The organism is Streptomyces speibonae, assembly GCF_984686075.1.
In genome coordinates this window covers 5,450,480-5,475,792 of the sequence record NZ_OZ480260.1, presented here as the reverse complement: position 1 = coordinate 5,475,792, position 25,313 = coordinate 5,450,480, and the positions used below count along the sequence as shown (strand labels likewise).

Here is a 25,313-nt window from a genome sequence, read left to right as displayed (position 1 = left end):
GGGCCGTTCATGCCCGAGCCGCCGCCACCTCCTCCGCCAGGATCGAGACGGCCCGCCGGATGTCGTCCTCGCGGTGCTCGCTGGAGAGGAAGAACCGCAGCCTCGAAAGCCCTTCCTCCACGGCGGGATGGAAGATGGGGTCGGCGATGACACCCCGCTCGAACAGCCGGTCGGCGACGCGCAGGGTCATGGGCGAAGCACCGAGGATGCACGGCACGATCGGGGTGTCGGCGCTGGTCCCCGTCACCACACCGGCCGAGGCGGCCAGGGTGAGGAACAGCTCCGCGTTGCGCCGCAGCGTGCGCACCCGGTGCGGTTCGGCCTCGATCAGCTCGGTGGCGGCCAGCGCCGCGGCCGCGTTGGCCGGGGTCAGGCCGACGCTGTAGACGAAACCCGACAGCGTGTGCCGCAGCCACCGCACGGTCCGGGCCGAGCCCGCGAGGTAACCGCCGCAGCTGGCGAACGCCTTGGAGAGGGTGCCCATCCACAGGTCCACATCGGCCCGGTCGACGCCGAAGAACTCACCGACGCCACGGCCGCGTTCGCCCACGGTGCCGATGCTGTGCGCCTCGTCGACCATCAGCAGGGCGCCGTACCGCTTCTTCAGCTCGATCACGGCGGGCAGGTCGGCCAGATCGCCGTCCATGCTGTAGGCGCCCTCGACGACGATCAGCACCCTTCTGAACCGGGTCCGGTTGAGCCGCAGCATGCCCTCGAGCTGCCCCATGTCGTTGTGGGCGAAGGGGCGTCGCGCCGCCCCGGACAGCGTGATGCCCTGAAGGATGCTGTCGTGGGCGAGCGCGTCGTGCACGACGAGGTCCCCCGCGCCGACGAGGTGCCCGATCGCGGTGACGTTGGTGGCGTGGCCGCTCACCAGCGCCAGACAGTCCTCGGCCCCGAGGAAGCCCGCCAGGGCCCGTTCGAGCCGTATGGTCAGGTCCCGTTCGCCGGAGAGCACGCGGCTCGCCGAGACCGACGTCCCGTACCGGTCCACGGCCTCGTGCACGGCCTCGTTGACCGCCGGATGACCGGAGAGCCCCAGGTAGTTGTAGCTGCCGAAGGACAGGTACGGCCGGCCGCCGATCACCGTCGTGTCGCGGATGTTGCCCTGGTGGACCCGGAAGTACGGGAAGTCCGCACCGCTGCGGACCAGGTGGTCGAGGCGCTCCTCGAACTGCCGCACCTCGGGGAAGTCGTCCACGCACGCGGTCCCGTCCTCCCAGTCCGCCCCCGGCTCCTCCCGGGGCAGGACCTCACTGGGGGCCGGCGGCTCCGTGAGATGCGGACCGGCCAGCGTGATCAGCCGTCCGATGGTGATGTCGGGCGAGTGGAGCTCGTCCGTACGGAAGCCCGGCAGGCGCTTGCCGATGTTGGTCTCGAGCTCCTGAAGCATCAGCGAGTCGAAACCGAGATCGGTCACCAGGGCCGTGCGCTCGCCCAGCCCTTCGAGGGGGAAGACACCGGTCCGCGACACCTCTTCGAAAACGACGGACGCGACGGACGCACGGTCCTCCCGCGTCGCCCCGGGCACCGCCTCGGACGCCGTCCCGGGCGACTCCGACTCCACCGGTCGGGGCCGGTCCTCGCCCTCCTCCCCCACCAGCTGACGGGCCGACTCGTCCACCACCCAGTGATGGCGCGGGGCGAGCGGACTGGGCGGCAGCGTGCACGGGGGTATTCGTTCCGTCACCGGACGGATGCCCGTGCCGGTGACGGCGCGCTCCGCGAGCCGGGCCAGCGCGGCGGTACGCGCCGTGGCGTCCAGCGCGCCGGGTGCCGGGACCTCCGCCTCCTTCGGCAGCTCGCCGGGCGGGACCGTGCCGGCCATCTGCCCCGGCCCCAGCTCGCCGGTACGCCCCGTCGCCACGGCGTCGGCCGCCGCGGCCAGCTTGGCGGCGGCGTCGGCGGTGTCCTCCACGACCAGGGCGAGGCGCTCCGTCAAGGGCGCGCGGCGGGCCAGGGTGTCCGCCACCGCGGCCAGCGACGGCCGGTCGCCGGTGAGGGTGTGGGCGAGTTCCCTGGCGTGCCGGGCCAGCCCGGCCCGGTCGCGGGCGCTCAGCACCAGCAGCTGCGACTCCCCGTCCCGTGCCGCGGGGGCGGCTGCCGTGGCGTTCTCCTCCACCACCATGTGGACTCCGGTGCCGCCGAATCCGAAGGCGCTCACTCCCGCCCGGCGCGGCCGGCCGGTGCCGGGCCACGGGGTCGGCGTCGTCGGGACGGTCAGCCGCGCGGCGTCGAGCGCGGCCGGGTCGGCCGGCTCGAACTCCGGCTGCGGCGGTATCACTCCCCGGTGCACGGCCAGCACGGTCTTGATGAGACCGGCCATCCCGGCGGCGTTGAGCGAGTGCCCCACCACCGCCTTCACCGCGCCCAGGAAGGCGGGCGCACCCTGCGCACCGCGCAGCTCGCGCAGAGCCGCGACCTCGACCGGGTCCCCGGCCGCGGTCCCGGTGCCGTGCGCCTCCAGGTAGTCCACCGAGTCCGGGCCGAGGTCCGCGTCGCGGTAGGCCCGGCGCAGTGCCCGGACCTGGCCCGCCGCCTGCGGCTGCATTCCGCCCGGCACGGTCCCGTCGTTGGCGGTGCCCACACCCCGGATCACCGCGTAGACCCGGTCGCCGGCCGCCAGCGCGTCGGACAGCGGCCGCAGCACCAGGATCCCGGCGCCCTCCCCCAGGACGAACCCGTCGGCCCCGCTGCCGAACGGCCGGCACGCGCCGCTGCGGGAGAGGGCACCGACCCGGCACAGCCCCACCAGCAGGTCCGGGGCCAGGATCAGTTGCGCGCCACCGGCGACGGCGATACGGCAGCGGCCCGCGCGCAGCGCGTACACGGCGTTGGCCACGGCCATGAGTCCACCGGAACACGCCGCGTCCAGCGCGTAGCTCTCGCCGTGCAGATCGAAGACCGAACTGACGGTGTTCGGTCCCATGTTGAGCAGCAGCCCGGCCACGGAACTGCCGTGCAGCCCGGCGACCGCGCGGACCGTCTCCCGTAGCTGGGGATGGACCGCCGGTACCCCGAACTCCCCGCCGGCCAGTTGCCGCATCCGGATGTGCATGGTGCTGAGCTCGCGGTAGCCGCTCTCGCTCAGCGCCGTGATCACCGAGGTCTCCTCGCGGTCGAAGCCCTCGGCCTCCCACCCGGCGTCCTGGATCGCCTCACGGGCGAGGTCGATCAGCAGCCGGTGCTGGGGGTCCATCGCCTTGGCCCGCCGGGGCGGTATGCCGTAGTGCGCCGGGTCGAAGTGCCCCACGTCCGGCAGCAGCGCCATCGTGTCCGTGTAGGACGACGTCACATCGCGGAAGTCGTCGCTGCGGAAACCGGCCGCACGCCACCGCGAGTCCGGGACGGTGGAGAACTGCGGATGGGGCTCCGTGAGGAGCCTCCAGTACTCGTTGACATTCCGGGCCCCCGGAAACCGGCAGGCCATTCCCACCACCGCGACGTCATCACGCCGCGCCCCCGTTGCACTCACTCTGGATCCCCTCGTTCTCTTGGAAGTCACGCGTTCTCTCGGATGTCACGCGACGGCAGCCGCCGCGCGCTCACGCCACCAGTCCACCACCGTCTTGACCTGGGCGTCGACGGGCGTGGCCCGGACCGAGAACTCGGCTTCGTAGGCGCTCGAATCAACGACGAACGGCCGGTCGAACTGATAGCGGATCTCCCGCAGTTCGCGGATCAGCGGGGAGAAGAGCGACGCCACCCCCAGGGCCGCCGGCGGTACCCGGCGCACCGCGACCGGTCCCACGTCCGCCTGGGCGGCGAGGCGGTCGACCATCTCCCGGACGGACAGCGCGGGCTCGGTCGGCACGTGCCAGGCGCGGCCCCAGGCCCGTTCCTCGCCCGCGACCTCGACCAGGGCCCTGGCCACATCGGGGACGAAGCTCCAGCTGTGGGGCGCGTCGGGATCCCCGAGCGTGGAGACGGGCTTGCCGCGCAGCAGTCGCGGCATCACCCGCGCGGCCAGGTGCCCGCCGTCGGTCACGCCGGGCCCGAAGAAGTCCGAGGCCCGCACCTCGACCGCCTTGATACGGCCCTGCTCGTGCAGGGTCCGCAGCTGTTCCCACACGGCGGCGCGCACCCTCCCCTTGGTGCCGGTCGCCGCGAGCGGCAGCCCCTCGGTCATGGGGCCGTCCACCGGGCCGTACCCGTACAGGTTGCCGAGCATGACCAGGACGGCCCCGCTCGCCTCGGCCGCCGCGCAGACCGACGAGGCCAGCTGTGGCCATTCACTCGCCCAGCGATGGTAGGGCGGTGCGGCACAGCAGTAGATCGCGGTCGCGCCCTGCACGGCCTCGGTCAGCCGCGTGCTGTCCCCCGCGTCCAAGGCGACGTGCTCGATACCGGGCTCCCGGCTCCGGCCCGATCTGGTGACGACTCTCACTGACTGGGTCCTGTCGGCCAGCAGCCGTGCGGTGGCTGCTCCCGCGGGCCCTGATCCCACTACGACGGATAAAGTCACGCTCGCACACTAGCGCGACAGCCCGCCTGGTTTCCGTGTCCTTTACGCGCGGGCAGTTTTTTCGGATCGCCCACAATTGAGTGAGTGCGTCCGAATGGAGCGTTTCCTGGTAATCATGGAACGGTTCGCCGTCGTTCCGCCCTTCCCGGAGCCGCTCATGCGCACTGCCGTCACTACCGCCCAGGACCCGCCCCCCGCGGGGTACTCCGGGCTCCTCAGTCCAGGGCCCGAGCAGGTGGAGGAACGAAGGCTCACTTTCGGGGGATTCGCGTACACCTGCCGGATCGTCCGGCAGAGTGCCCCGCGCACGGCTCCGCTGCTGCTGCTCGGCGGGTCGTCCCAGAACCGGTACTCCTGGCAGAACCACGAGAAGTGGCTGGCACCCCTGTGCACGATGATCACCGTGGATCTTCCCGGTTACGGCGACTCGGACTTCCTGCCGGCCCACTACGACATGGGCTTTCTCGCGGACGCGGTCCAGCACATGCTGACGGAGCTCGAGGTGCCGCAGGTGAACCTGTTCGGCGGCTGCTTCGGTGAGGCCGTGGGCCTGCGGTTCGCCCAGCGGCATCCGGAGTCGGTCCGGCGCATCGTGTTCGCGGCCGCGGCGATGCGCCTCCCCAAGCTCTACCTCGAGGCCGTCCCGCGGCTGTCGGAGACGCTCGCACGGGGGGACGTCGCGCAGGCCGCCGACGGCCTGGTGCGGCTGTTCATGTCCAACCCGGAGGCCGGCAAGGTGCGCAGGCACGCCGCCGTCGCGCGGCTGCTCCAGCGTCAGTTCATGAACCAGACACCGGAGGACATCCAGAAGGCGGTCGAGCACAACACGCGGCTGGTGACGCACGGGTGTTACCGGCCGCTGCCGGTGCCCTGTGTGCCGTCCCTGGTGTTCACCGGAGAGTACGACACCCTATGCACGCCGCAGATGGGGCGCGAACTCGCCGCGACGATGCCCGGGGCGCTGTTCACCACCGTCAAGGAGGCCGACCACTTGGTCACGGTCGAGCGCAGGCAGGAATCGGCAGACCTGATCGCCCGGTTCTGCACCGACCGGCCCGTCGACGGGCTGCCGTACTGCACTCCCATCGAGGCCTCGTGCGCCGCAGCCGTGCCCGCCCCGGCATGACGCCGATCGCGTGGAGGGCCGGAACCCGAAGCGGGTTCCGGCCCTTTCGCACGACCGCGGCGGTGTCAGGACTCCTCGCCGTCGACGAGGACCCTGGTGGCACAGGAGACCGCACCGCTACCGGAGCACTTTTGCTTCATGTCGTTGACGAGGTGGATCGTCCCGTACTCCTCGCTGGAGATCTGCTCCTTGCGCACGTCCTCGCAGCGCACCTGGCCCCTGCCGTTGTTGGTGCACGTGCCGGGGCCCTCAACAGCGGCGGCCTGAACGGCGCCGAGGCCGATCAGGACGGAGCTCCCGAGAACTCCCGTCATCACCGTGATCTTGATCGACTTGAGCATCTGCCTTTTCCTCGACGCTCGGCACCACCGCGACCGGGCGGCGGTACCGTTACGGATGCCGAAACGGTCAACGAAGCAGGGCAGGCCCGGTGCCCGATCGGATGCGACCGGACGCCGGGGCCTGCCCCATCACCCGAGGGTGGTCACTCGCCGCCGAGGGCGAGGGTGCTGGCGCACTTCACGGCGTTCGTCTCCTCGTTCTCGGCGTTGCCGAGGCCCAGGATGCCGACCGCCAGGTTGATGTCGTCGATGGCGATCAGCGACTGGACCGAGTTGTCCTGCACGCAGGTGGTGGTCTGGCTGTTGTTGATCTCCACCTCCGGCTCGTCACCGGCGAAGCTGACGCCGGAGCCGAGGAAGCTGGCACTGCCGAGCATCGCCATGACGACAGCGGCCTTCTGGAACTTGCGCATTACTGCTCCATTCTGGATGTGACGCGACCCGGAACGGGCCGGTCGGTGACAGCCGCCAAACCTAGGGCGACATTTGCGGCAATTAATAGTGAAACGCCGAACGGTATTCACATGGCGCAAAAAGACACATCAGATTACTGTCGCCATTTCACACAATCGGCCCGGCAATTCGACCATCGAGCGACCCGCAGAGGCGCATCACCCGCACAGTCAGGACTTCTCGTCCTCGAGGACGAGGGTGTTGCTGCAGGTGAGCTCACCCTTGCCGGAACAGCTCTGCGTCGCCTTGCTGTCGACGCGGACCGTACCGTCCTGTTCGACGACGCGGTGCTCGCTCACCTCAATGCAGCGAATCTGACCCTTGTCGTTCTCGGTGCAGTTGCCGGGGCTTTCGGCACCGACGGCCTGCACGGCACCGGCACCGATCAGCGCGAGGCTGCCCAGGAGGCCCGCCACTGCACTCTTCTTCGACTGGAGCATCAACCTTTTCCTTGACGGTCGTGGGATGGCCGAGGGGCCGGGCGGGCCCGGGTCCGCACCACGAAGGCGCGGAACCCGGAGCCCACCGGGCTCACCTGACAGCGACTGCTCAGCCGAGGTTCGAGGAGCAGGCCACGGCGTTGGTCTCGCTGTTCTCCGCGTTGCCCAGGCCGAGGAGCGCGCCAACACCGGCGTTGATGTCGTCGATGGCCACCAGCGACTGAATCGACTGGTCCAGCGCACAGGTCGTCGTCTGCTCGCTGTTGAGCTCGAAGCCCGGGTTGTCACCGGCGTAGCTGACGCCGGCACCAAGGAAGCCAGCGCTGCCGAGCATGGCCGCGACGACGGCGGCCTTCTGGAACTTACGCATTACCTCTCCGTTTCTCGTAGCGGACACAGTCCATTACGGACCGGTCACTCACAGTTGCTAACGTAAGGGACCTTTGCGACTTTGGACAGCCGAAACGCCCATTTGCACATGTTTTCTGTGAAAGTGCAGGTCATAGGCCTGTTATGCCGTCCCGAACGGTCGACAGAAGGGCTGCGTCGAGGTCACCGTTCGCACCCAAAGGTGGATCAAGCGGTGATCTCTGGACATGAGCCGTGACCCGACACCCTGCCTCCGCGTTGAGCGGGGAGTGCGGCCGCTCGTCATGCTGCCGCGATTACCAGACCAGTAAGGAGAACGTGATGTCTCGCATCGCGAAGGCGGCCACCCTGGCTCTCGGCACGGGTGCCGTGGTGCTCGGCGGCGCCGGAATGGCCTCTGCCCACTCCGGCGCGGAGGGTGCAGCGGTCCACTCGCCCGGTGTCGCGTCCGGCAATGTGGTCCAGGTTCCGGTCCATGTGCCGATCAATGTGTGCGGCAACACCGTGAACGTCATCGGCTTCCTCAACCCGGCCGCCGGCAATGTCTGCGTGAACGGCTGACGTACCGCAGGGAATCAAGGCTACGGACGTCCGCCGTAGTACCCCGAGAGCCCCGGCAGCCTCGCGCGCCGGGGCTCTTGCCGTAGCCGAGCGGCGCCCGTTTCCCGAGCAACAGCGGCGGCCCGCACGAGCAACGACCGCGGCACAGCAATTCGGCCCCCGGCAGGAAACCGGGGGCCGAATTCGCTGGGCCTGTTCTCAGGCGCGCAGCCCCACATTGCCATGCACCGGCTTGGCCTCGTTCACGACGGCGGCCGCTTCCTTCGTGGTGCCGAGCAGCGAGTCCTCGTCGGATTCGACGAGCGAGTCCGACTCGTACAGCGGCATGAGCTCGAAGGGGACCGCGGTGCGCAGGCCGGTGTCGAGGCGGGTGGACGCCAGGTCGGTGGAGTTCGCGGCGTACGCGGGGGCGGCTACACCGGCGGCGATCAGGGACCCGGCAAGAACGGCGGCAGCCTTCAGGGACTTCATCGTGTTCCTTTCTTCGGCAACGCGGGGCGCCGGAGGGGAATTCTGTCGCCGTGCTCAACGATCCCCAGCCCGGGCGGAAACCGGAAAGTCGAAGATTTCCGAGTCCTCATATGAAATCTATGAACGGCTGACGGAGTGAATACCGCTTCGTGGGCGGTTCAGGAAGTCGACAGAAGTGAGGTGAGCGCGGGGAGCGTGGCCGGCGTGGTGGATGTGGTGGGCGTGCTGGGCTCCGACGGCGTCGCGGCGGCGGGTGCGGGCAGGGTGGTCACCTGTGTGTCGGCAGCGGTCAGCGCCTCGACGAGGGCGTCCAGGCGGGCGAGCAGGTTTCCGACCGGCGACATGGCCGCCTCGGTGGATGCATCCGCGGACTCGTCGGTGGTCCCGTCCGTGGTCGCGGCTGTGGACTCGTCAGAGGTCTCGGCGGTGAAGCCGGTCGTCGGCTCGTCGGCGGTCGCGGTGCCGTCCTTCGGCAGGAGCAGGTCCAGGAGGTTGTCGAGGGCCTCCCGCACGACGCCGATCACGTCGCTCGCGGGGCCGGCGGCGGTCTCGGTCGTCGACGGCAGGAGCACACCCGTCGCCGAGGCGGTGACGGCCGGTACGGTCCCGGGTGCTGTCGCTCCGGACGTGGACATCGATGCTGACGTGGACGTGGTCACCGTCGTCGAGGTGACCGTGGTCGAGGGGTCGCCGTCCGCCGCCTTGGCCACGGCGGCCTGGACGGCGTCGCCCAGCTTCACGGCCCGTTCCCGGGGCAGTCGGCCGCCAGGCGCCCCGAGTACGGCGTTCACCAGGTCGACGACCGGGGTGAGTTCACTGCCGTGCGTGTCGACATGCCTGAGCTGCGTCAGCAGCGCGGCGGACGACACCGCGCGGTCGCTTTCGGGCGCCGGGTCCGCTGCCATGGCGACGGGGCCGGTGGTTCCGGCCAGAAGGGCGGCGCACAGTGCGCCGAGTGCGATACGCCGTGCCGGCAGAGCGCGCATGGAGGTTCCTTTCGCGGAGTTTCGGATCTTGAACTCACCGTGTAAGCGCCCACGGTCCCTCGCGACCGGGCGTACGCCGTTCGGTTCCGCCCTTCACCCTCTCGCTGTTCTGCCTGACCAGACGGTGCACCGGGCCGGATGACACGCACACTCGACTTCACCGTTTCAACACAATTGCCACTCTTGGTCCGATTTCAATTGATTTGCTCGTTTGATGGCTAGAGTTGCGAACCTCTGAAGCACCCTCATGGGCGGACGCATCGCACTCGTCTCCGCTGCCTGCCGCCGCCACCTGTTCCGAAAGGCTCCGACGGACATGCGTCAATCCCTGGGTCAGCTGCTTCGCCGTACGACCGTGGGCGCCCTCGCGCTCGCCGCGCTGTGGGTCCCCTGCGGCCCCGCCGCCGCGGCGCCGTCCGCGCCCGCCCCGGAGGCCGAGGGGCTCGCCTTCGGCGAGCGCTACCGGGCGCTCCAGCACGGCAACATCGTGCGCGCGGCCAACTCCTCCGCCACCTGCCGCACCTCGGCGTCCTCCTGCCGGAACGTGCGCGGCGGCGACGCCGACGGTGTGAACGGCGACTTCGACATGGGCTACATCGACGTCGACAGCGACCCGAACACGTACAACTCCTCCCGCGCGGAGCTCCGGCTGCCCGCCGGCGCCCGCGTGACCTACGCCCGTCTGTACTGGGGCGGCAATCTCCTCGTGGGCGAGCAGAAGCCGGCCGCCGACAACGAGCGGGTGCTGATCGCCGAACCCGGCGGCGCGTACAAGGAACTGCTCGCGGACACGGTCGTGGGCCACCGCGTGGCGGACGGCGCGGACGCCTTCCAGGCCTCCGCCGATGTGACCCGGCTGGTGCGGGACAGCGCGCCTGGCCTGTACACGGTGGCGCAGATCAACGTCGCCTCCGGCAGGTCGGCGGCCGGCGCCTGGGGCGGCTGGACGCTGGTCGTGGCGTACGAGGACCCGGCGGAGCCGCTGCGGCACCTGTCCATCTGGGACGGCTTCACGCCGCTCGCCTCCGACGGGGGCGCGGAGATGGCGCTGCGCGACATCCCGTTCGCCGCGGGCGCCGCCGGCCAGGTGGGTCTGGTGGCCTACAACGGCGACCGCGGCACCACCGGCGACTCGCTCACCGTGAGCGCGGGCGGTGCGCCGGCCACCGCGCTGGCCAACCGGGCCAACCCGCTCGACGACGTGCTGAACTCCACCGTCTCCGCCCCCGGGACCGCCCCGGCACGCGTCCCCGCCCACACCAACACCCTCGGCTACGACTCCGACGTGTTCGACCTCGGCGAACGTCTGGCGCGCGCCGGTGACCGGGCCACGGTCCGCCTCACGTCCCAGCGCGACGCCGCGTGGGCGGGCGTGCTGTTCGCCGCCGTCGACGCCCGACGGTGAACGCGTCGCCGCCCGTCGCCGAGCCCGGCCCGAGCGAGGAAGCCGTGCGCACGGAGCTGCCACCGTCGTCCGGACACCGGCCGCGGGTCCTGCACCTCACCCAGCCCGTGGACGGCGGGGTCGCGCGGGTCGTCACCGACCTGGTGCGGGCCCAGCTGGCGGACGGGCTGCACGTCACCGCCGTCTGCCCCGACAGCGCGCTCGCCGGCCAGCTGCGCACGCTCGGCGCGCACGTACGGCACTGGCACGCGACGCGCTCGCCGGGCGCGTCGCTCGTCCGCGAGGTGCGGCAGCTGGCCCGGCTGCTCGACGAGGCGCGCCCCGACCTGCTGCACGCGCACAGCGCGAAGGCCGGGCTCGCCGGGCGGCTCGCGGTGCGCGGGCGGATCCCCACCGTGTTCCAGCCGCACGCCTGGTCGTTCGAGGCGGTGGGCGGCTCCACCGCGGCCCTCGCGCTGCGCTGGGAGCGGTGGGCGGCACGCTGGGCCGCCCGGGTGATGTGCGTGAGCGAGGCCGAACGCGCCACCGGGGTGCGCGCGGGGATCACCGGCCGGTGGGCCGTCGTACCCAACGGCATCGACCCCGAGCGTTTCCGCCCGGCCCCGGCGGAGGCCGTACGGGACGGGCTCGCGCCGCTGGCCGGGACGCACGCGCGGGCGCCGCTCGCCGTGTGCGTGGGCCGGCTGTGCCGGCAGAAGGGGCAGGACGTCCTGCTGCGGGCCTGGGACGCCGTGCTGCGCCAGGTCCCGGACGCCCGTCTCGTCCTGGTCGGCGACGGCCCCGACCGTGACCGGCTGCGCGCGGCCGCCCCCGCCTCCGTGCTGTTCGCGGGGGCCGTCGCGGACGCCTCGCCCTGGTACCAGGCCGCCGATGTCGTCGTCCTGCCGTCCCGCTGGGAGGGCATGGCGCTCGCGCCGCTGGAGGCGATGGCCTGCGGGCGGCCCGTGGTGGTCACGGACGTCGACGGCGCCCGCGAGAGCCTGCCGCGTTCCTTCGCCGGCCCGTGCCTGGTGCCGCCGGAGGACGCGCGGGCGCTGGCGGGCGCCGTCGCCGCGCTGCTGCTCGACCCGTCGCTGCGTGCCTCCCTCGGCGACCGGGGCCGCCACCATGTGCTGTCCCTCCACGACGTGCGGCACACCGCGAGGGCGGTCACCGGCGTCTACCGCGATCTGCTCGGCACCTGGCCGGCCGCGACGGCGCCCTGGGCGCGCGCGCACCGGACGGCCGGGGACGCCGGGGCCGAACGGATGTCACCGACCGCCGAGTCGTACGAGCACAGGGAGTCCATCCACTCGTGACCGCCGAACGCACCGTGCCCTCCCCCGGCGTACCGCCGCGGGAGCACGGATTCTCGCCCGTCTCCGTCATGCCGCCGCGCCCCGCCGACGACGGCCCCCGGCTGCCCGCCTCGCGGCCGCCCGCCCGGCCGGACTCCCCGGTGCCGCTGCTCGTCGCGGACGCCGGTGCCGTCCTGCTCGCGGTGCCGGTGCTCGCCGGTGCCGGGCCGCATCCCCTGCTCGTCGCGCTGCTGGCCGGCGTGTCGCTGCTGCCGCGTCCGCGCGGTGCCCGGCCGTGGACGCCGGGGCTGCTGGACGAGCTGCCCGCTGTGTGCGGTCGTGCCGCGGTGGCCTGGCTGGGGACCGCGGCGCTGTGGGCGGCGTACCGGCCGGACGAGGCGCTGTCCGCCTCGACCTTGCTGGCGGGGCTCGCCGTGCAGGTGACGGCGGGCGGTGTGCTGCGGGCGGTGGTGCACGGGCGGCGGCGCGCCGCGCTGCGGCGGCATCCGTACGCCGCGCTCGTCATCGGGCCGGCGGCGACCGCGCAGCGCGTGGCCGCCGCCGTGCTGCGCCGCCCGGGGTGCGGGGTGCGGCCGGTGGGGGTCGTCGCCGGGCAGGCGGACGGCGGCGAGGGGGTGCCCGTGCTGCGCACGGACGAGGAGGTCGAGCGGGCGGTCATCCAGAACGGGGTGCGGGCCGTGCTCGCCGTCCATCCGGCGGTCCGTGCCGAACAGGGGCCGCTGCTGCGGTCGCTGGCCGGGGCCGGGTGCGTGGTCTGGGAGGTCGAGCCCGACGCCGGGCCCTGCCCGACGCGGGAGCGGCTGGCCGGGTTCGCCTGCCGGCGGCTGGACTTCGGGCCGGCGCGCGACGGCGGCATCGGCAAGCGGGCCCTCGACGTCCTGCTCTCCGGCGCGATGCTGCTGCTGGTCAGCCCGCTGCTGCTGGTGTGCGCCGTGACGCTGCGGATCACCGACGGGCCCGGGGTGGTGTTCCGGCAGGAGCGCATCGGCCGGAACGGGGAGCCGTTCACGCTGCTGAAGTTCCGCACCCACCGCCCGGCCGACGAGCACGAGTCGGCGACCCGGTGGAGCGTGGCGGGCGAGCACGAGATGCGCCGGTTCTGCCGCATGCTGCGGCGCACCTCGCTGGACGAGCTGCTCCAGCTGTGGAACGTGCTGCGCGGCGACATGAGCCTGGTCGGTCCGCGCCCCGAACGGCCGTACTTCGTGGCGCAGTTCAGCCAGACGTACCCGGGATACGCGGCGCGCCACCGGATGCGTACCGGCATCACCGGGCTCGCGCAGATCCACGGGCTGCGCGGTGACACCTCGATCGAGGACCGCTGCCGGTTCGACAACGCCTACATCGACGACTGGTCGCTGTGGCAGGACATCTGCATCCTGCTGCGCACGGCGGCCACGCTGGTCCGTCCGACGGGGAGCTGACGACCCGTGAGCCACGTCCTCGTCCCCCTGCCGCCCCGGGCCGCCGCACTGGCGCCGGTCCTGCCGCTGGTGGCGGTGGTCGCGCTGCTGGCCCTTCCGTCGGCGGGGGACGGCGCGGGGGCCGCCGACGTGGTGTCCGCACTGGTCGTGGGGTACTGCGTGATCCGTCTGCTGCGGGAGCGGCGGCGGCCCCTGACGCCGCGCGCGGCGGTGGTGCTGGGGCTGCCGGTGGCGGGGTTCGCGCTCGCCGCGATGGGGGCGGAGTCGACGGCGGCGGGGGTCGGCGGCATGTGCCGCTATCTGCAGGTCTTCGTGCTGGTCCCGGCGGCGGTGCTGGTGCTGCTCCGGGGCCGGGCCGACTTCCGGGTGCTGGCCTGGGCGTTCGTGGGGCTCGCGCTGTGGCAGGGGGCCGTGGGGGTGCACCAGTACGTCACCGGGACCGGCGCCTCCTACCAGGGGGAGACCATCCGGGCGGTCGGCACCTTCGGGGCGCAGGACGTGATGGGTATGGCGACGGCGGTGTCGCTGGGCGTGGTGTGCGCGGTGGGGCTCGCGCTGGGCCGGACGCCGCTGCGGCAGCGGGCGGCCGCCGCGGGGTGCGCGCTGGCGCTGGTGCTGCCGCTGGCGCTGTCCTTCAGCCGGGGTGCCTGGATCGCGACCGCGCTGACGTGCTCCGTGCAGCTGGCGTTCGCGGGGCTGCGGCGCGCCCTGAAGGCGGGGGCGGCCCTGGTCGCCGCGGGGGTGGTCCTGATGGGCGGGTTCGGCGTCGGTACGGCGATGCTGCAGGAGCGGATCGACAGCATCACGGAGGTCACCGACGCGCCGGACCAGTCCGTGATCGACCGGTACACCCTGTGGGCGGCGGCGGCCGGCATGTGGCGCGAGCAGCCGCTGACCGGTGTGGGGCTGAAGGGTTTTCCCGAGTACCGGGACGGACACGCGACGCTGGCGCTGTCGTCGGGCAGTGACATCGGAGGTGCGGGCGAGTCGTACCACAAGCAGGCGTTGCTCTCCCCGCACAGCATGTATCTGCTGGTGCTGAGCGAGCAGGGCCTGGTCGGCCTTGTCGCCCTCGCCGGGAGCTGGCTGGCGCTGCTGGTGTGCGCGGTGCGCGGTCTGCTGCGGGTGCGGCGGCGCGGGCCCGGTCTGGACTGCGGGCTGGTCGCGTGCGGCCTGCTGCTCTGGCAGCTGACCGACTTCGTGTACGGCGACATCGGCGGCCCCTCGACGGTACTGACCGGCGTGGCCCTGGGCCTGACGGCCTGGTGGGCCCTCCCCCACGCCGAACGACCCGACACCCCCGGATGCGGCGACGGCGCCCCGGACCGCCTCGAGGAGGCCGTGACCCGATGACGGTGGTGCCTTCGCAGGGCCCTGGAACGAGCACCGACGCGGGTACGGGCGCGGGTGCCGACACCGGTACGGGCGCGTGTGCCGCCCTCCGTGCGGCCACCGGTGCGAGTGCCGGTGCCGCTCACGGCCCCGGCCACGGCACGAACCCCACCGCGCCGGCACCCGGCGGCACGGCAGTCGGCGCCGCGGCAGTCGGCAGCACGGTTGTCGGCAGCACGGCGCCTGGCGGCACGGCGGTCAACGGCGCGGCGGTCAACGGCGCGGCGGTCAGCACCACGGCACCCGGCAGCACGGTTGTCGGCAGCACGACACCCGGCAGCACGGCAGTCAGCGCCGCGACGGTCAGCAGCACGGCGATCGGCAGCACAGCGCCCGGCAGCACGACGGTCAACGGCGCGGCGGTCAGCACCACGGCACCCGGCGGCACGGTTGTCGGCAGCACGACACTCGGCAGCACGGCAGTCAGCGCCGCGACGGTCAGCAGCACGGCGCCTGGCGGCACGACGGTCAGCGGCGCGGCGGTCAGCACCACGGCACCCGGCAACACGGTTGTCGGCAGCACGACACCCGGCAGCACGGCAGTCAGCGCCGCGACGGTCGGCAGCACGGCGATCGGCAGCACGGCGCCCGGCGGCGCGGCAGTCGGCGCCGCGGCGGTCAGCAGCACGGCGCCTGGCGGCACGGCACCCGGCAGCACGGCGGTCGGCAGCGCGGCGGTCAGCACCACGGCACCCGGCAGCACGGCGGTCAGCGGCGCGGTGGTGGGCAGCACGGCACCCGGCGCCGCTGCGGTCGGCGGCGCGGCAGTCGGCGGCGCCGGGCCCAATGTCCTCGCCACCGGCGGGATCGCGCCGGAGTCGGGCGGGTCCGGCGGCCACGGCACCCGCGGTCCGGCGCCGCACCGGCCCACGACCGGCAGACCGGCCCCGGCCGGACCGCGGACCGGCCGGTCACCCGGCGACGGAGGCGGCCCCGCCGGCCGTACGACCGCGCCGGACCGGCCGGGCGCGGCCGCACCCCTCGCCAAGGGCACCGGCCCCGACGCGCGTACGGCCCCTGAATCCAAGCGCCCAGCCCACCGATCGCAGGCGGCGGGCCCCGGCGCGCTCGCCGCCGGTACCACCGCTGCGAGCGACACCGCCACGGGCGCCGGCCGTGCCGAGCCGGCCGGCACCGACCACCACCTCGACGTCACCGCCGCCCCCGAAACCACCGGGACCGGACCCCGGCCGGCCGGAGCGGAGGCCGAACCCGCCGGCGGCACCACCGCGTCCCGGGGTTTTCTCGCGCGGGCCGCGTTGGTGACCGCGGTGTTGTCGATCGCCGGGTCCGTGCTGGGGCTGGTGCGGGATCAGTCGTTGGCGCGGTTGTTCGGGGCCGGGAGCGACACCGACGCGTTCCTGGTCGCGTGGACCGTGCCGGAGATCGCCGCGACGCTGCTGATCGAGGACGGGCTGGCGATCGCGCTGATCCCGGCGTTCAGTGTGGCGCTGGCGCGCCGGGCGCGGGGCGTTCCCGGTGACCCGGTGCGGGAGTTGGTGCGAGCCACACTGCCGCGGTTGTGCCTCGCCTTCGCCGCGGTGGCCGCACTGACCGCCGCCGGGGCGCCGTTCCTCGTGCGCGTGCTGGCGCCCGGTCTGCCCGATCCGCGCCTGGCCGTCGACTGCACCCGGCTCACCGCGCTCAGCCTGCTGGCCTTCGGCCTGGCCGGGTACTGCAGCGCCGCACTCAGGGCGCACCGGCGCTTCTTCGCGCCGGCGGCCATCTACGTCGCCTACAACACCGGCATCGTCGCGACGATGTTCCTCCTTGGCGCGGAGTGGGGCGTGCGGTCCGCCGCGGCCGGGGTCGCGGTGGGCGGCTGTCTGATGGTGGCGGTGCAACTGCCGTCGCTGTGGCGGCAGCTGGCCTCCCGCGCGGCGGGGCCCGCGACCGTCACCGCGCCCGCCGACGAGGAGCGGCCGGTGCGGCTCGCGCTGATCGCCGCCGTCCTGCTGTTCGCGCTGTGCCGCCAGTCGCAGGTGCTCGTCGAACGGTTCCTGGCGTCCTCGCTGCCCGCCGGCGCCATCTCGCACCTGAACTACGCGCAGAAGGTCGCCCAGATCCCCATGACGCTGTCGCTGATGGTGTGCACGGTCACCTTTCCGGTGGTGGCGCGTGCCCTCGCTGACGGCGACACCGAACGGGCCCGCGCCCGGGTGCAGCGGGACCTGCTGCTGGCGTCCTGCGTGGTGCTGCTGGGCATGTCCGCGGTGATCGCCTGCGCCCCGCAGATGATCCACCTGCTGTTCCAGCGGGGCGCGTTCACCGCCGCCGACACCGCCGCGACGGCGGACGTGATGCGCGTGTACGCGCTCGGCCTGCTCGGCCAGACCCTCGTGGGCGCCCTCGTGCGCTGCTACTTCTCGGCGGGCCGCCCCCGCTGGTACCCGGTCGGGGTGATGACCGCGGGCATCGCCGCGACCTCGCTGACCGGTGCCGTGACGGTGGGCCGCTGGGGGGTGGCGGGGATCGCCGCCGCCAACGCCATCGGCATCACCGTCACCGCCGTCCTGCTGCTGACGGGCCTGCGCTCCGCCCGCCGCGAGGACGCCGGCGGCGTCACGGTCGGCGTCCGCACCGTACTGGCGGAGCTGGCCCGGCCCGTGCTGGCCTCGGCCCTCGCCGTCGCCGCGGGGGCGTACGCCGCGAGCCGGTACGCCTCGCCGGTGGCGGCGCTCGCGGCCGGCTGCCTCACCGTGACCGCCGTCTTCGTCCCGCTCGTCCTGTCCGTCCTGGGCGCACGGGGCTCCGCATCCGCCGTGCGCTCCGTACGCACCGTCACACGAAAGCTCACACATGGCCGCTTCCGTTGATTCCCTCGGCACCCGCAGTTCCCCGGCGTCCCGCCCCGGGCCCGTCCCCTGGGTGGCGATGTACCACTCGGTCGGCGACTGCTCGGACGACCCGTACCGCATCACCGTCACGCCCGAACGGCTCGAGCGGCAGCTGACGTGGCTGCGCCGGCGCGGGCTGCGGGGCGTTCCGGTCACCGACCTGCTCGCCGCGCGGGCCCGCGGCGAGGGCCGGGACCTGGTCGGCCTCACCTTCGACGACGGGTACACCGACTTCCTCACCGCCGCCCTGCCGCTGCTGCGCCGCTTCCGCTGCGGCGCCACGCTCTTCGTACTGCCGGGCCGGCTCGGCGGCGACAACGCGTGGGACCCGCTGGGCCCGCGCAAGCCGCTGCTGACCGCGGACGGCATCCGGCGCGCCGCCGCCGAGGGCGTGGAGATCGGCTCGCACGGACTGACCCACCTCGACCTCACCCGCGTCGACGACGCCACCCTCACCGCCGAGGTGACCGAGAGCCGCGCCCTGCTCGCGGAGCTGACGGGGACGCCGGTGAACGGGTTCTGCTATCCGTACGGCACGGTCGACGCGCGGGTCGTCGGGGCCGTACGGGCTGCCGGCTACCGCTACGCCTGCGCCATCGACCCCGGACCGCTGACCGGCCCGCACGCCCTGCCGCGGGCGCACGTGGGGCAGAACGACACGGCGCTGCGCCTGTATCTCAAGCTCCGGCTGCACCGGCTGCGCCGCCGCCCGGTGGAGGGCGTGTGATGAAGGCCCTGCACATCATCACCGGTCTCGGCGTCGGCGGGGCGGAGCTGCAACTGCGGCTGCTGCTGCGTCATCTGCCCGTCGCGTGCGACGTGGTGACGCTCACCAACCCGGGCCCGGTCGCCGAGGGGCTCGGCGCCGACGGGGTCCGCGTCGTGCATCTGGGCATGCACGGCAACCGCGACCTGGCCGCCCTGCCCCGCCTGGTGCGGCTGATCCGCTCCGGCGGCTACGACCTGGTGCACACCCATCTGTACCGGGCCTGTGTGTACGGCCGGCTCGCCGCCCGCCTCGCCGGGGTGCGCGCGGTCGTCGCCACCGAACACTCGCTGGGCGACTCGCAGATGGAGGGCCGCCGGCTGACCCCGGGAGTGCGCGCGCTGTACCTGGCGAGCGAGCGGCTCGGCTCGGCGACGGTCGCCGTCTCCCCGACGGTGGCCGAGCGGCTGAGGCGATGGGGCGTGCCCGCCCCGCGGATCGAGGTGGTGCCCAACGGCGTCGACGTGGACCGGTTCCGCTTCGACCCGGAGCGGCGGGCGCTCACCCGGCGGCGTCTGGGGCTGCCGGAGGGGGCGTTCGTCGTGGGCGGCGTCGGCCGGCTGGCCCCGGGCAAGCGGTTCGACGTGCTGATCCGGGCGCTGGCCCGGCTGCCGGAGAACCACTGGCTGCTGCTGGTGGGCGGCGGCCCCGAGGAGCACGTCCTGCGCCGTACGGCCCATGAGGCCGGGGTGGCCGGGCGGGTGTTGTTCACCGGGGAGCGCCCCGCCCTGCCCGACGGCTCCCCCGGTCCCGACCTGCCCTCGCTGACCTCGGCGATGGACCTGTTCGCCTCGCCCTCCGCGGAGGAGGCCTTCGGGCTGGCGGCCGTGGAGGCGCTGGCGTCCGGGCTGCCCGTGCTCTACGCCTCCTGCCCGGCGATCGAGGACCTGCCGCCGGCCGCGGCCGGCGCGGCCCGGCGGGTGCGCGGCGGGCCGGACGCGTACGCCCGCGCGATCGCCGAGGCCGGTGCGGCGGGCCCCGGCGCCCGCGCGGCCGGGGAGGCCGCCCGTCACTACAGCATCACCCGCAGCACGGCCCGGCTCATGGACGTGTACGCGGCGGCCCTCGCCGGCACGTCGCCGTCCTCCGCGCCCCGGCCGTCCTGGCCGTCCCCGCATGTCCACAAGGGAGCAAGCCCGTCATGACCGACACCGAGACCCGTCGGCGCCTTCCGTCCTTCGCCCGCCTCAAGCGGCTGCCCGCCTGGTCCGCGCTGGTGGCGGGCACGCTGCTCGGCGGGCTGCTCGGCGGCGCGTACGGACTGCTCACGCCGCCGTCGTACCAGGCCACCAGCTACGTCGTCGCCGTACCGACCGGGCAGACGACCCCGGACGCGGCGCGCGGCTTCGCGCAGGCCTACGGGCGGGTGGCCACGCAGCTCGCGGTGCTCGGGGACGCGCAGGTGTGGGCGGGGGTGCCGCTGCGCACGCTGCGGGACAGTGTGCGCACGTCGACCTCGCCGGACGCCCCGATGGTGTCCGTCACGGCCACCTCGACGCGGCCCGCGGAGGCCGTCGACATGGCGAACGCGGTCTCGCGGGCGCTGACCCGGCACGCGGAGGACACCAAGGGCAGCACCCAGGTGCGTCTGGTGCAGTTCTCGCGCGCGGTCAAGCCCGGCGGGCCGGCGTCCGCGTCGACGGCGGTGACCGCCCTGGTGGGGGCGAGCGCGGGCGGGCTGCTGGGCGGCCTGGCCCTGCTGGTACGGCCGAGGCGGGGCGGCCGGGCCGACGACGCGGTGCCGGCCGCCTCGGTGCCCGGCCCGGCCACCGCCGCCGATGTGCAGCGGTGAGGGCGGTGCGCCGGGCCGGAACGGCGGCCGCGTCAGCGGTCGCGCGACCACCAGTCGAAGCGGAGACAGAGCTTTCCGCCGAGCCAGTACTCCACCCAGCGGCCCAGGTCCAGCGGCGAGCAGTTCTCCGGGGGGACCTGCCCGGCCGGCGCGGACGGCGCCGGGGTGGCCTCGGGGGTGGTCTCCGGATCCGCGCCGTGGGTGCGGCCGTAGAGCACGTTCTTGTAGACGCGGGAGGAGTGCGGGTTGTCGTCGCACTGCCACACCCCGTGCGGGCAGTAGTCGGTCACCGTGTTGTAGAGCGGCCGGTGCTCCTCCATCCACGCGAGCATGCGCCGCATGTACTCGGGATTGTCGCCGTTGCGGAAGAGCCCCCATTCCGGGTACGAGATGGGCTTTCCGTGCGCCTTGGCGAAATCGACGTGCGCCTGGAGTCCGTAGGGTTCCTTCACCTGTTCGTCGAAGGACCGTCCGGCGGGCTGGTCGTAGGAATCCATGCCGATGATGTCGACCGTGTCGTCGCCCGGGTAGCACTCCGTCCAGGGAATGGCGTCCCGGCCCCGGCTCGGGGTGAAATCGAAACGGAATTTCTGGCCCGGCACCGACCGCATGGTGGTCACGACGCGGTTCCAGTACTTCTTCCAGGACTCCGGGTCGGGGCCGCACCGGTGGGTGTAGGTGATGCCGTTCATCTCCCAGCCGAGCACCAGGATGGTGTCCGGCACCTTCAGCGCGACGAGCCGCTCGGCGAGGGCACGGAAGTGGTGGTCGAACTCTCCCGCCGCGCCCCGCCGCAGCAGGCGCCGCACCTCCTCGTCGGAGACGCCCTCCTCGTTGCGCTCCTGCAGGGGGACGTTGAGGACGAGCATCCGGTCCTTCTCGGCGTTGCGCCAGCGCGCCCACGACTCGAGGAAGCCGATGTCGCCCTCGATGTCGCTCCAGCGGTTGCCGGGCAGGTAGGTGTGCCCGACGCGCAGTTCCGCGCCGCCCAGCCAGCGGCTGAGCTCCTCCATGCGCTCGACGCCCCGGGCGTCGGAGGCGAGGAAGGCGCCGAAGGCCGGCACACCCGGCCTGCGCAGGGGGGCGAACGGCGTGGTGATCCGCGGCGCTCCGACGGCCGGGACGGCGGGGAGGGCGGGTACGGCGGGGGCGGCGGGCGCGGGTCCCGGGGCCGGGGCGGCCGCCGCGGGTTCCGTCGGGACCGGCCGCACGGGGCGGGAGTCGTCGGCCCGCGCCACCCCCGCCCCCGCCACGGGACCGGCCGCGAGGGCGGCCGACACGACGGCCACCGCCGTGCCCACGGCCATTGCCCGGGCCCGGACCCGCCTGTGCTGTGGGGCCATTGGCTGCTCCTCTTCTCGCTGTCGTCCGCCGTGTGCCGGAATTCCACGCTCTTGACGGGCAGTCATATGAATTCAGTCATACAAAAACCGTCGGTGCCACCGTCACTGCGGCTTTCGAGTACCGGGGTGACCCGTGCGGGTGAGCCGGTACCAGAAGAAAGTGAGAATGCGTGTCATCGCTTGACATCCGCGTCCCCGCCGTATTGCTGCGGACCGACCGGAATCCCTTTCACCACGGAACGCTGGGGGCCGTACGATCGCTCGGCCGGGCCGGTGCGGAGGTGCATGTCGTCGCCGATTCCACGGGAAGTCCCGTGCCGCGCTCGCGTTATGTGCGCCGCATGCATCCGCCGCCGCCGCCGGAGGCGACCGGGGAGGAGATCCTCGCCGTGCTGCGCCGCGTGGCCGGGCAGGTCGGCCGCCCCGCCGTCCTGATCCCGCTGGACGACGCGACCGCCATCGCCGCGGGCCGCCTGCGCGAGGAGCTCGCGCCGGACTACCTGCTGCCCGCGATGCCGGCCACGCTGCCCGAACGCGTCGCCGACAAGGCGCAACTGGCCTCCCTGTGCGCCGCCGTGGGCATCCCGCACCCGGAGACGCTGGTCCCCGACAGCCCCGACCGTGCCGTCGCCGACGCGGAGCGGCTCGGGCTGCCGCTGGTCGCCAAGTGGAGCCGCCCCTGGCTGCTCCCGCCCGGCAGCGGACTGCGCAGCACCCGGCTGCTGCACTCCGTTCAGCACGTACGGGAGCTGTACGCGCGCACGACGGAGGCGGGCAGCCCACTGCTGCTCCAGTCGTATCTGCCGCCGGGTGAGGACCGGGACTGGTTCTTCCACGGCTACGCCGACCGCTCGGGCACGGTCCGCGCGGGCGGCGCCGGCCGCAAACGGCAGTCCTGGCCGCGCGGCGCGGGGCTGACCGCGGTGGGCCACTGGGCGCCCAACTCCCAGATCTGCGCCCTCGCCGAGCACCTCACCGGCGAGCTCGGCTACCGCGGCGTCTTCGACCTCGACTTCCGCCGCTGCGGCACCACCGGCCGCTACCACCTCCTCGACTTCAACCCGCGCCCCGGCGCCCAGTTCCGGCTGTTCGCGGACAGCGCGGGGCTGGACGTCGTACGCGCCCTGCACCTGGATCTGACCGGCCGTCCGCTGCCGGACGGGGATCCGCTGACCGGGCGGTCGTTCGTGGTGGAGAACTACGCGCCCCTCGCCGCGCTGCGCACGCCGCCCGGCGGGCGCGAGCTGGCCTGGCACGCCGGGGACGACCCCGGGCCCGGACGGGCGATGTGGGCGCTGTGGGCCCGCCATGTCTCCGGCCGGCTGCGCCGGCGGCTGGGCCCGGCGGCTTGGGTACCGGCGCCGCGCCCGGCCGGCCCCGGGACGGCCCCGGCCTCCCGGACCTCACGGATCCCCCGGGCCCCCTGGACCTCACGGACCTCCCGGTCCTCACGGACCGACAACGAGAAAGCGAGCAGCTGATGATGTACGACCTTCTGGTGGTGGGCGCGGGGCCGTACGGTCTGTCGATCGCGTCCCACGCCGCGGCCGCCGGACTGAACCTGCGCGTCTTCGGCCGGCCGATGGCGTCCTGGCGGGACCACATGCCCGCCGGCATGTTCCTGAAGTCGGAGCCCTGGGCGTCCAACCTCTCCGACCCGGCCGGGCGCTGGACGCTGGACGCGTACTGCGAGGAACAGGGCATGACGGCGCGTCACGCGGAACCGATCCCGGTGGAGGCGTTCGCGTCGTACGGCCTGTGGTTCGCCCGCAACGCCGTGCCGGCGGTGGACGAGCGCACGATCACCCGCGTGTCGCCGAGCGCCGAGGGCTTCACGGCGGTCACCGAGGACGGGGAGGCGCTGCACGCGCGGACGGTGGCGCTGGCGGTCGGGGTGATGCCGTTCATCGAGGTGCCGGCGACCCTGCGCGGACTGCACCCCACGCTGGTGACGCACAGCAGCCACCACAACGACCTCGGCCCGTTCCAGGGCAAGGACGTCACGGTGATCGGCGGCGGCCAGGCGGCCCTCGAGACGGCGGCGCTCCTCGCCGAACAGGGCACGCGGGTACGGGTGCTGGCGCGGGCGGAGCGGCTGCGGTGGAACGACGTGCCGCCGCCCCTCGAGCGGTCCCGGTGGCAGTCGGTCCGCTCCCCGCACAGCGGTCTCGGCCCCGGCTGGCGCAACTGGTTCTACTCCGAGCGCCCGAACCTGTTCCGGCGGCTGCCGGAGTCGACCCGCTCACGGATCGCGGCCACGGCGCTGGGTCCGGCCGGCGCCTGGTGGGTGCGGGACCGGGTGGAGCGGGCGGTGGACCTGCTGCCGGGTCACGAGGTGACCGCGGCCGCCGCGGTGCCCGGCGGGCTGCGGCTCGACCTCACCGACCACTCCGGCGTCCGGCGCAGCATGGAGACCGAACACGTCATCGCCGCCACCGGGTTCAAGGCCCACCGTGACCGGCTGGGCATGCTCTCCGCCGAACTGCGCGGGACGCTGTCGGTGCTGCCCGACGGCTCCCCCGCGACCGGGCACGGCCTCGAGACCTCGTATCCGGGTCTGTTCCTCGCGGGCCTGGTGACCGCGTCCGGCTTCGGCCCGGCGATGCGCTTCGTGCACGGCGCCACGTTCACGGCGTCGACGCTGGTCCAGGGGGTGCGCCGGCGGCTCGGGGCGACCCCGGTGCGCGGCACGGTTCCGGTGCCGGGCACCGGCAGCCGCAGCGGGACGCCGTCGCCGGTGCGCGGCTGACCGAGGGCGTACGGCGCAGCGTCCCCCGGACCTGACCGGTCCGGGGGACGCTGCGTCGGAAGGGTGCGGGTGCCGGACGGGGCGGTCCCGGCACCCTGCGGGGGTTACCGGCGGGCGAGACGGCCGCGGCGGTACAGCATCGCACCGCCCGTGATCAGCACCGCGCCGGCGGCCGAGGCCGCCATCATGCCGTCGGTGCCGGTCTGAGCCATGTGCGGCGGGTTGCCGGGCTCCTCCATGGCCGGCGGCTCCTCGGCCGGCGTGGGAGGCGTCTTCACCTTGACGGGAGGCTCCGGCTTCTCCTTGTCCTTCTCCTTCTCCTGTTCCTTCTCCTTCTCGTGGCCCGTCTCGTTGACGCAGGTGTTGCCACTGGCGCCGTTGAACAGGCCGACGAGGTTGACGCTGTTGCCGCAGGCGTTCAGCGACAGGTCGACGGGAGCCTGGATGACATTGCCGGAGAGCACACCGGGCGAGCCCTGGGCGGCGCCCACCGCGTGCGCGCCGTCACCGGAGCCGGTGTACGAGGAGCCGGACTCGGGGTCCGTGTACGAGGAGCCGCTCGCCTCCGCGTACGAGGAGCCACCCGAGCGGTCCGCGGCCTTGCCGTCGTCGTGCGCGGCGTCGTGCGCGTCGTGGCCGGAGACGTTGGCGCAGGTGTTGTCGTACGCGCCGTTGGCCGCCGCGAGACCGTTGACACTGTTCCCGCAGGCGTTCACCGGCACGTGGACCGGTGCCTGCACGTTGTTGCCGGAGCCGACGCCGGGCGAGCCCTCGGTGCCGCCGACCGCGTGCGCGCCGCCACCGTGTCCGTCATGGGAATCGCTGTTGACGCACGTGTTGTCGGCGGCCTCGTTGAGGGCGCCGGCCACGGTCACGGTGTTGCCGCAGGCGTTCACCGGCACGTGGACGGGCGCCTGCACGTTGTTCCCGGACAGCACACCGGGAGAATCCTCGGCACCGCCCCCCGCGAACGAGTCGGCGAGGGCGGGGGTTCCGTACAGGGACAGAATGCCCGTGGCGGCCGCCGCCGCCGCGAACACTCCCCTGCTCAGGGTCTGTCGCAATGTGGTTGTCTTCCTGCTTGAAGAGTCGGGA

General features: G+C 73.5%; 23 protein-coding genes. 13 read left to right on the top strand and 10 right to left on the bottom strand.

Going from position 1 to position 25,313, the window contains the following annotated elements:
- Positions 1 to 7 precede the first annotated feature (7 nt).
- Positions 8 to 3,475, bottom strand: coding sequence for an aminotransferase class I/II-fold pyridoxal phosphate-dependent enzyme (locus tag AC5L3C_RS24715; protein ID WP_493650882.1), 3,468 nt, complete (start codon positions 3,473 to 3,475; stop codon positions 8 to 10).
- A 45-nt stretch (positions 3,476 to 3,520) separates the two neighbouring features.
- A complete protein-coding gene (locus AC5L3C_RS24710) occupies positions 3,521 to 4,465 on the bottom strand; it encodes an NAD-dependent epimerase/dehydratase family protein (RefSeq protein ID WP_493650881.1) in 945 nt (314 codons plus the stop codon).
- A 115-nt stretch (positions 4,466 to 4,580) separates the two neighbouring features.
- On the opposite strand from AC5L3C_RS24710, the gene AC5L3C_RS24705 reads away from it, so the two are divergent.
- Positions 4,581 to 5,591 carry an alpha/beta fold hydrolase gene (locus tag AC5L3C_RS24705; RefSeq protein WP_493650880.1) on the top strand — a complete coding sequence of 337 codons (1,011 nt, stop codon included), beginning with the start codon at positions 4,581 to 4,583 and terminating at the stop codon, positions 5,589 to 5,591.
- Between the two features lie 65 nt (positions 5,592 to 5,656).
- Here AC5L3C_RS24705 and AC5L3C_RS24700 read toward each other — a convergent pair whose 3' ends face one another.
- From AC5L3C_RS24700 to AC5L3C_RS24685, 4 genes are all read right to left on the bottom strand, one after another.
- Positions 5,657 to 5,932, bottom strand: a complete 276-nt coding sequence (locus AC5L3C_RS24700) for a hypothetical protein (RefSeq protein WP_125506411.1) — start codon at positions 5,930 to 5,932, stop codon at positions 5,657 to 5,659.
- Between the two features lie 143 nt (positions 5,933 to 6,075).
- The gene (locus AC5L3C_RS24695) at positions 6,076 to 6,345 is read right to left on the bottom strand and encodes a hypothetical protein (RefSeq protein WP_125506410.1); all 270 of its coding nucleotides are present in this window, start codon (positions 6,343 to 6,345) and stop codon (positions 6,076 to 6,078) included.
- A gap of 210 nt (positions 6,346 to 6,555) precedes the next feature.
- Positions 6,556 to 6,825 carry a hypothetical protein gene (locus AC5L3C_RS24690; RefSeq protein ID WP_125506409.1) on the bottom strand — a complete coding sequence of 90 codons (270 nt, stop codon included), beginning with the start codon at positions 6,823 to 6,825 and terminating at the stop codon, positions 6,556 to 6,558.
- A gap of 109 nt (positions 6,826 to 6,934) precedes the next feature.
- Positions 6,935 to 7,195 (bottom strand): hypothetical protein, encoded by a 261-nt coding sequence (locus tag AC5L3C_RS24685; RefSeq protein WP_125506408.1) that lies wholly within the window; start codon positions 7,193 to 7,195, stop codon positions 6,935 to 6,937.
- A 320-nt stretch (positions 7,196 to 7,515) separates the two neighbouring features.
- On the opposite strand from AC5L3C_RS24685, the gene AC5L3C_RS24680 reads away from it, so the two are divergent.
- Positions 7,516 to 7,755 carry a chaplin gene (locus AC5L3C_RS24680; protein WP_125506407.1) on the top strand — a complete coding sequence of 80 codons (240 nt, stop codon included), beginning with the start codon at positions 7,516 to 7,518 and terminating at the stop codon, positions 7,753 to 7,755.
- Between the two features lie 198 nt (positions 7,756 to 7,953).
- Here AC5L3C_RS24680 and AC5L3C_RS24675 read toward each other — a convergent pair whose 3' ends face one another.
- Entirely contained in the window at positions 7,954 to 8,226 is a 273-nt protein-coding gene (locus AC5L3C_RS24675; protein ID WP_125506406.1) for a hypothetical protein, read from the bottom strand.
- Positions 8,227 to 8,384: 158 nt separating this feature from the next.
- Entirely contained in the window at positions 8,385 to 9,212 is an 828-nt protein-coding gene (locus AC5L3C_RS24670; RefSeq protein ID WP_493650879.1) for a hypothetical protein, read from the bottom strand.
- 316 nt (positions 9,213 to 9,528) lie between these two features.
- Between AC5L3C_RS24670 and AC5L3C_RS24665 the strand changes: the two genes are divergently transcribed.
- From AC5L3C_RS24665 to AC5L3C_RS24625, 9 genes are read left to right on the top strand one after another with little or no spacing between them, the layout of a single operon-like run.
- Positions 9,529 to 10,617 (top strand): DUF3344 domain-containing protein, encoded by a 1,089-nt coding sequence (locus AC5L3C_RS24665; protein ID WP_493650878.1) that lies wholly within the window; start codon positions 9,529 to 9,531, stop codon positions 10,615 to 10,617.
- Positions 10,618 to 10,661: 44 nt separating this feature from the next.
- The gene (locus tag AC5L3C_RS24660; protein ID WP_493654008.1) at positions 10,662 to 11,915 is read left to right on the top strand and encodes a glycosyltransferase; all 1,254 of its coding nucleotides are present in this window, start codon (positions 10,662 to 10,664) and stop codon (positions 11,913 to 11,915) included.
- Positions 11,912 to 13,339 (top strand): exopolysaccharide biosynthesis polyprenyl glycosylphosphotransferase, encoded by a 1,428-nt coding sequence (locus AC5L3C_RS24655; RefSeq protein ID WP_493650877.1) that lies wholly within the window; start codon positions 11,912 to 11,914, stop codon positions 13,337 to 13,339. The genes AC5L3C_RS24660 and AC5L3C_RS24655 overlap by 4 nt, the downstream gene beginning before the upstream one ends.
- Positions 13,340 to 13,345: 6 nt before the next feature.
- Complete coding sequence (locus AC5L3C_RS24650; protein WP_493650876.1) at positions 13,346 to 14,692, top strand: O-antigen ligase family protein; 1,347 nt, start codon at positions 13,346 to 13,348, stop codon at positions 14,690 to 14,692.
- Between the two features lie 54 nt (positions 14,693 to 14,746).
- Positions 14,747 to 15,997 carry a histone H1-like repetitive region-containing protein gene (locus tag AC5L3C_RS24645; RefSeq protein WP_493654006.1) on the top strand — a complete coding sequence of 417 codons (1,251 nt, stop codon included), beginning with the start codon at positions 14,747 to 14,749 and terminating at the stop codon, positions 15,995 to 15,997.
- A 5-nt stretch (positions 15,998 to 16,002) separates the two neighbouring features.
- Positions 16,003 to 17,547 (top strand): lipid II flippase MurJ, encoded by a 1,545-nt coding sequence (locus AC5L3C_RS24640; protein WP_493654004.1) that lies wholly within the window; start codon positions 16,003 to 16,005, stop codon positions 17,545 to 17,547.
- Positions 17,531 to 18,295: a polysaccharide deacetylase family protein gene (locus AC5L3C_RS24635; RefSeq protein ID WP_493650875.1), complete on the top strand. Its 765-nt coding sequence runs from the start codon at positions 17,531 to 17,533 to the stop codon at positions 18,293 to 18,295. The genes AC5L3C_RS24640 and AC5L3C_RS24635 overlap by 17 nt, the downstream gene beginning before the upstream one ends.
- Complete coding sequence (locus tag AC5L3C_RS24630) at positions 18,295 to 19,479, top strand: glycosyltransferase (RefSeq protein WP_493650874.1); 1,185 nt, start codon at positions 18,295 to 18,297, stop codon at positions 19,477 to 19,479. Before AC5L3C_RS24635 ends, AC5L3C_RS24630 begins: the two co-directional genes overlap by 1 nt.
- Complete coding sequence (locus AC5L3C_RS24625) at positions 19,476 to 20,126, top strand: YveK family protein (RefSeq protein WP_493650873.1); 651 nt, start codon at positions 19,476 to 19,478, stop codon at positions 20,124 to 20,126. The genes AC5L3C_RS24630 and AC5L3C_RS24625 overlap by 4 nt, the downstream gene beginning before the upstream one ends.
- A gap of 32 nt (positions 20,127 to 20,158) precedes the next feature.
- Here AC5L3C_RS24625 and AC5L3C_RS24620 read toward each other — a convergent pair whose 3' ends face one another.
- Positions 20,159 to 21,469: a glycoside hydrolase family 26 protein gene (locus tag AC5L3C_RS24620; protein ID WP_493650872.1), complete on the bottom strand. Its 1,311-nt coding sequence runs from the start codon at positions 21,467 to 21,469 to the stop codon at positions 20,159 to 20,161.
- Between the two features lie 170 nt (positions 21,470 to 21,639).
- Here AC5L3C_RS24620 and AC5L3C_RS24615 point away from each other — a divergent pair, with 170 nt between their 5' ends.
- Positions 21,640 to 22,950: a carboxylate--amine ligase gene (locus AC5L3C_RS24615; protein ID WP_493650871.1), complete on the top strand. Its 1,311-nt coding sequence runs from the start codon at positions 21,640 to 21,642 to the stop codon at positions 22,948 to 22,950.
- A gap of 2 nt (positions 22,951 to 22,952) precedes the next feature.
- Positions 22,953 to 24,218, top strand: a complete 1,266-nt coding sequence (locus AC5L3C_RS24610) for an NAD(P)-binding domain-containing protein (RefSeq protein ID WP_493654003.1) — start codon at positions 22,953 to 22,955, stop codon at positions 24,216 to 24,218.
- 104 nt (positions 24,219 to 24,322) lie between these two features.
- On the opposite strand, the gene AC5L3C_RS24605 is transcribed toward AC5L3C_RS24610, so the two are convergent.
- A complete protein-coding gene (locus tag AC5L3C_RS24605; protein ID WP_493650870.1) occupies positions 24,323 to 25,282 on the bottom strand; it encodes a chaplin in 960 nt (319 codons plus the stop codon).
- Positions 25,283 to 25,313: the final 31 nt, after the last annotated feature.

Coding starts and splice junctions, on each gene's coding strand:
- AC5L3C_RS24635 (WP_493650875.1), top strand. CDS start 17,531: ATGGCCGCTTCCGTTGATTCCCTCGGCACCCGCAGTTCCCCGGCGTCC.
- AC5L3C_RS24690 (WP_125506409.1), bottom strand. CDS start 6,825: ATGCTCCAGTCGAAGAAGAGTGCAGTGGCGGGCCTCCTGGGCAGCCTC.
- AC5L3C_RS24625 (WP_493650873.1), top strand. CDS start 19,476: ATGACCGACACCGAGACCCGTCGGCGCCTTCCGTCCTTCGCCCGCCTC.
- AC5L3C_RS24620 (WP_493650872.1), bottom strand. CDS start 21,469: ATGGCCCCACAGCACAGGCGGGTCCGGGCCCGGGCAATGGCCGTGGGC.
- AC5L3C_RS24695 (WP_125506410.1), bottom strand. CDS start 6,345: ATGCGCAAGTTCCAGAAGGCCGCTGTCGTCATGGCGATGCTCGGCAGT.
- AC5L3C_RS24700 (WP_125506411.1), bottom strand. CDS start 5,932: ATGCTCAAGTCGATCAAGATCACGGTGATGACGGGAGTTCTCGGGAGC.
- AC5L3C_RS24665 (WP_493650878.1), top strand. CDS start 9,529: ATGCGTCAATCCCTGGGTCAGCTGCTTCGCCGTACGACCGTGGGCGCC.
- AC5L3C_RS24705 (WP_493650880.1), top strand. CDS start 4,581: ATGGAACGGTTCGCCGTCGTTCCGCCCTTCCCGGAGCCGCTCATGCGC.
- AC5L3C_RS24630 (WP_493650874.1), top strand. CDS start 18,295: ATGAAGGCCCTGCACATCATCACCGGTCTCGGCGTCGGCGGGGCGGAG.
- AC5L3C_RS24675 (WP_125506406.1), bottom strand. CDS start 8,226: ATGAAGTCCCTGAAGGCTGCCGCCGTTCTTGCCGGGTCCCTGATCGCC.
- AC5L3C_RS24670 (WP_493650879.1), bottom strand. CDS start 9,212: ATGCGCGCTCTGCCGGCACGGCGTATCGCACTCGGCGCACTGTGCGCC.
- AC5L3C_RS24685 (WP_125506408.1), bottom strand. CDS start 7,195: ATGCGTAAGTTCCAGAAGGCCGCCGTCGTCGCGGCCATGCTCGGCAGC.
- AC5L3C_RS24680 (WP_125506407.1), top strand. CDS start 7,516: ATGTCTCGCATCGCGAAGGCGGCCACCCTGGCTCTCGGCACGGGTGCC.
- AC5L3C_RS24610 (WP_493654003.1), top strand. CDS start 22,953: ATGTACGACCTTCTGGTGGTGGGCGCGGGGCCGTACGGTCTGTCGATC.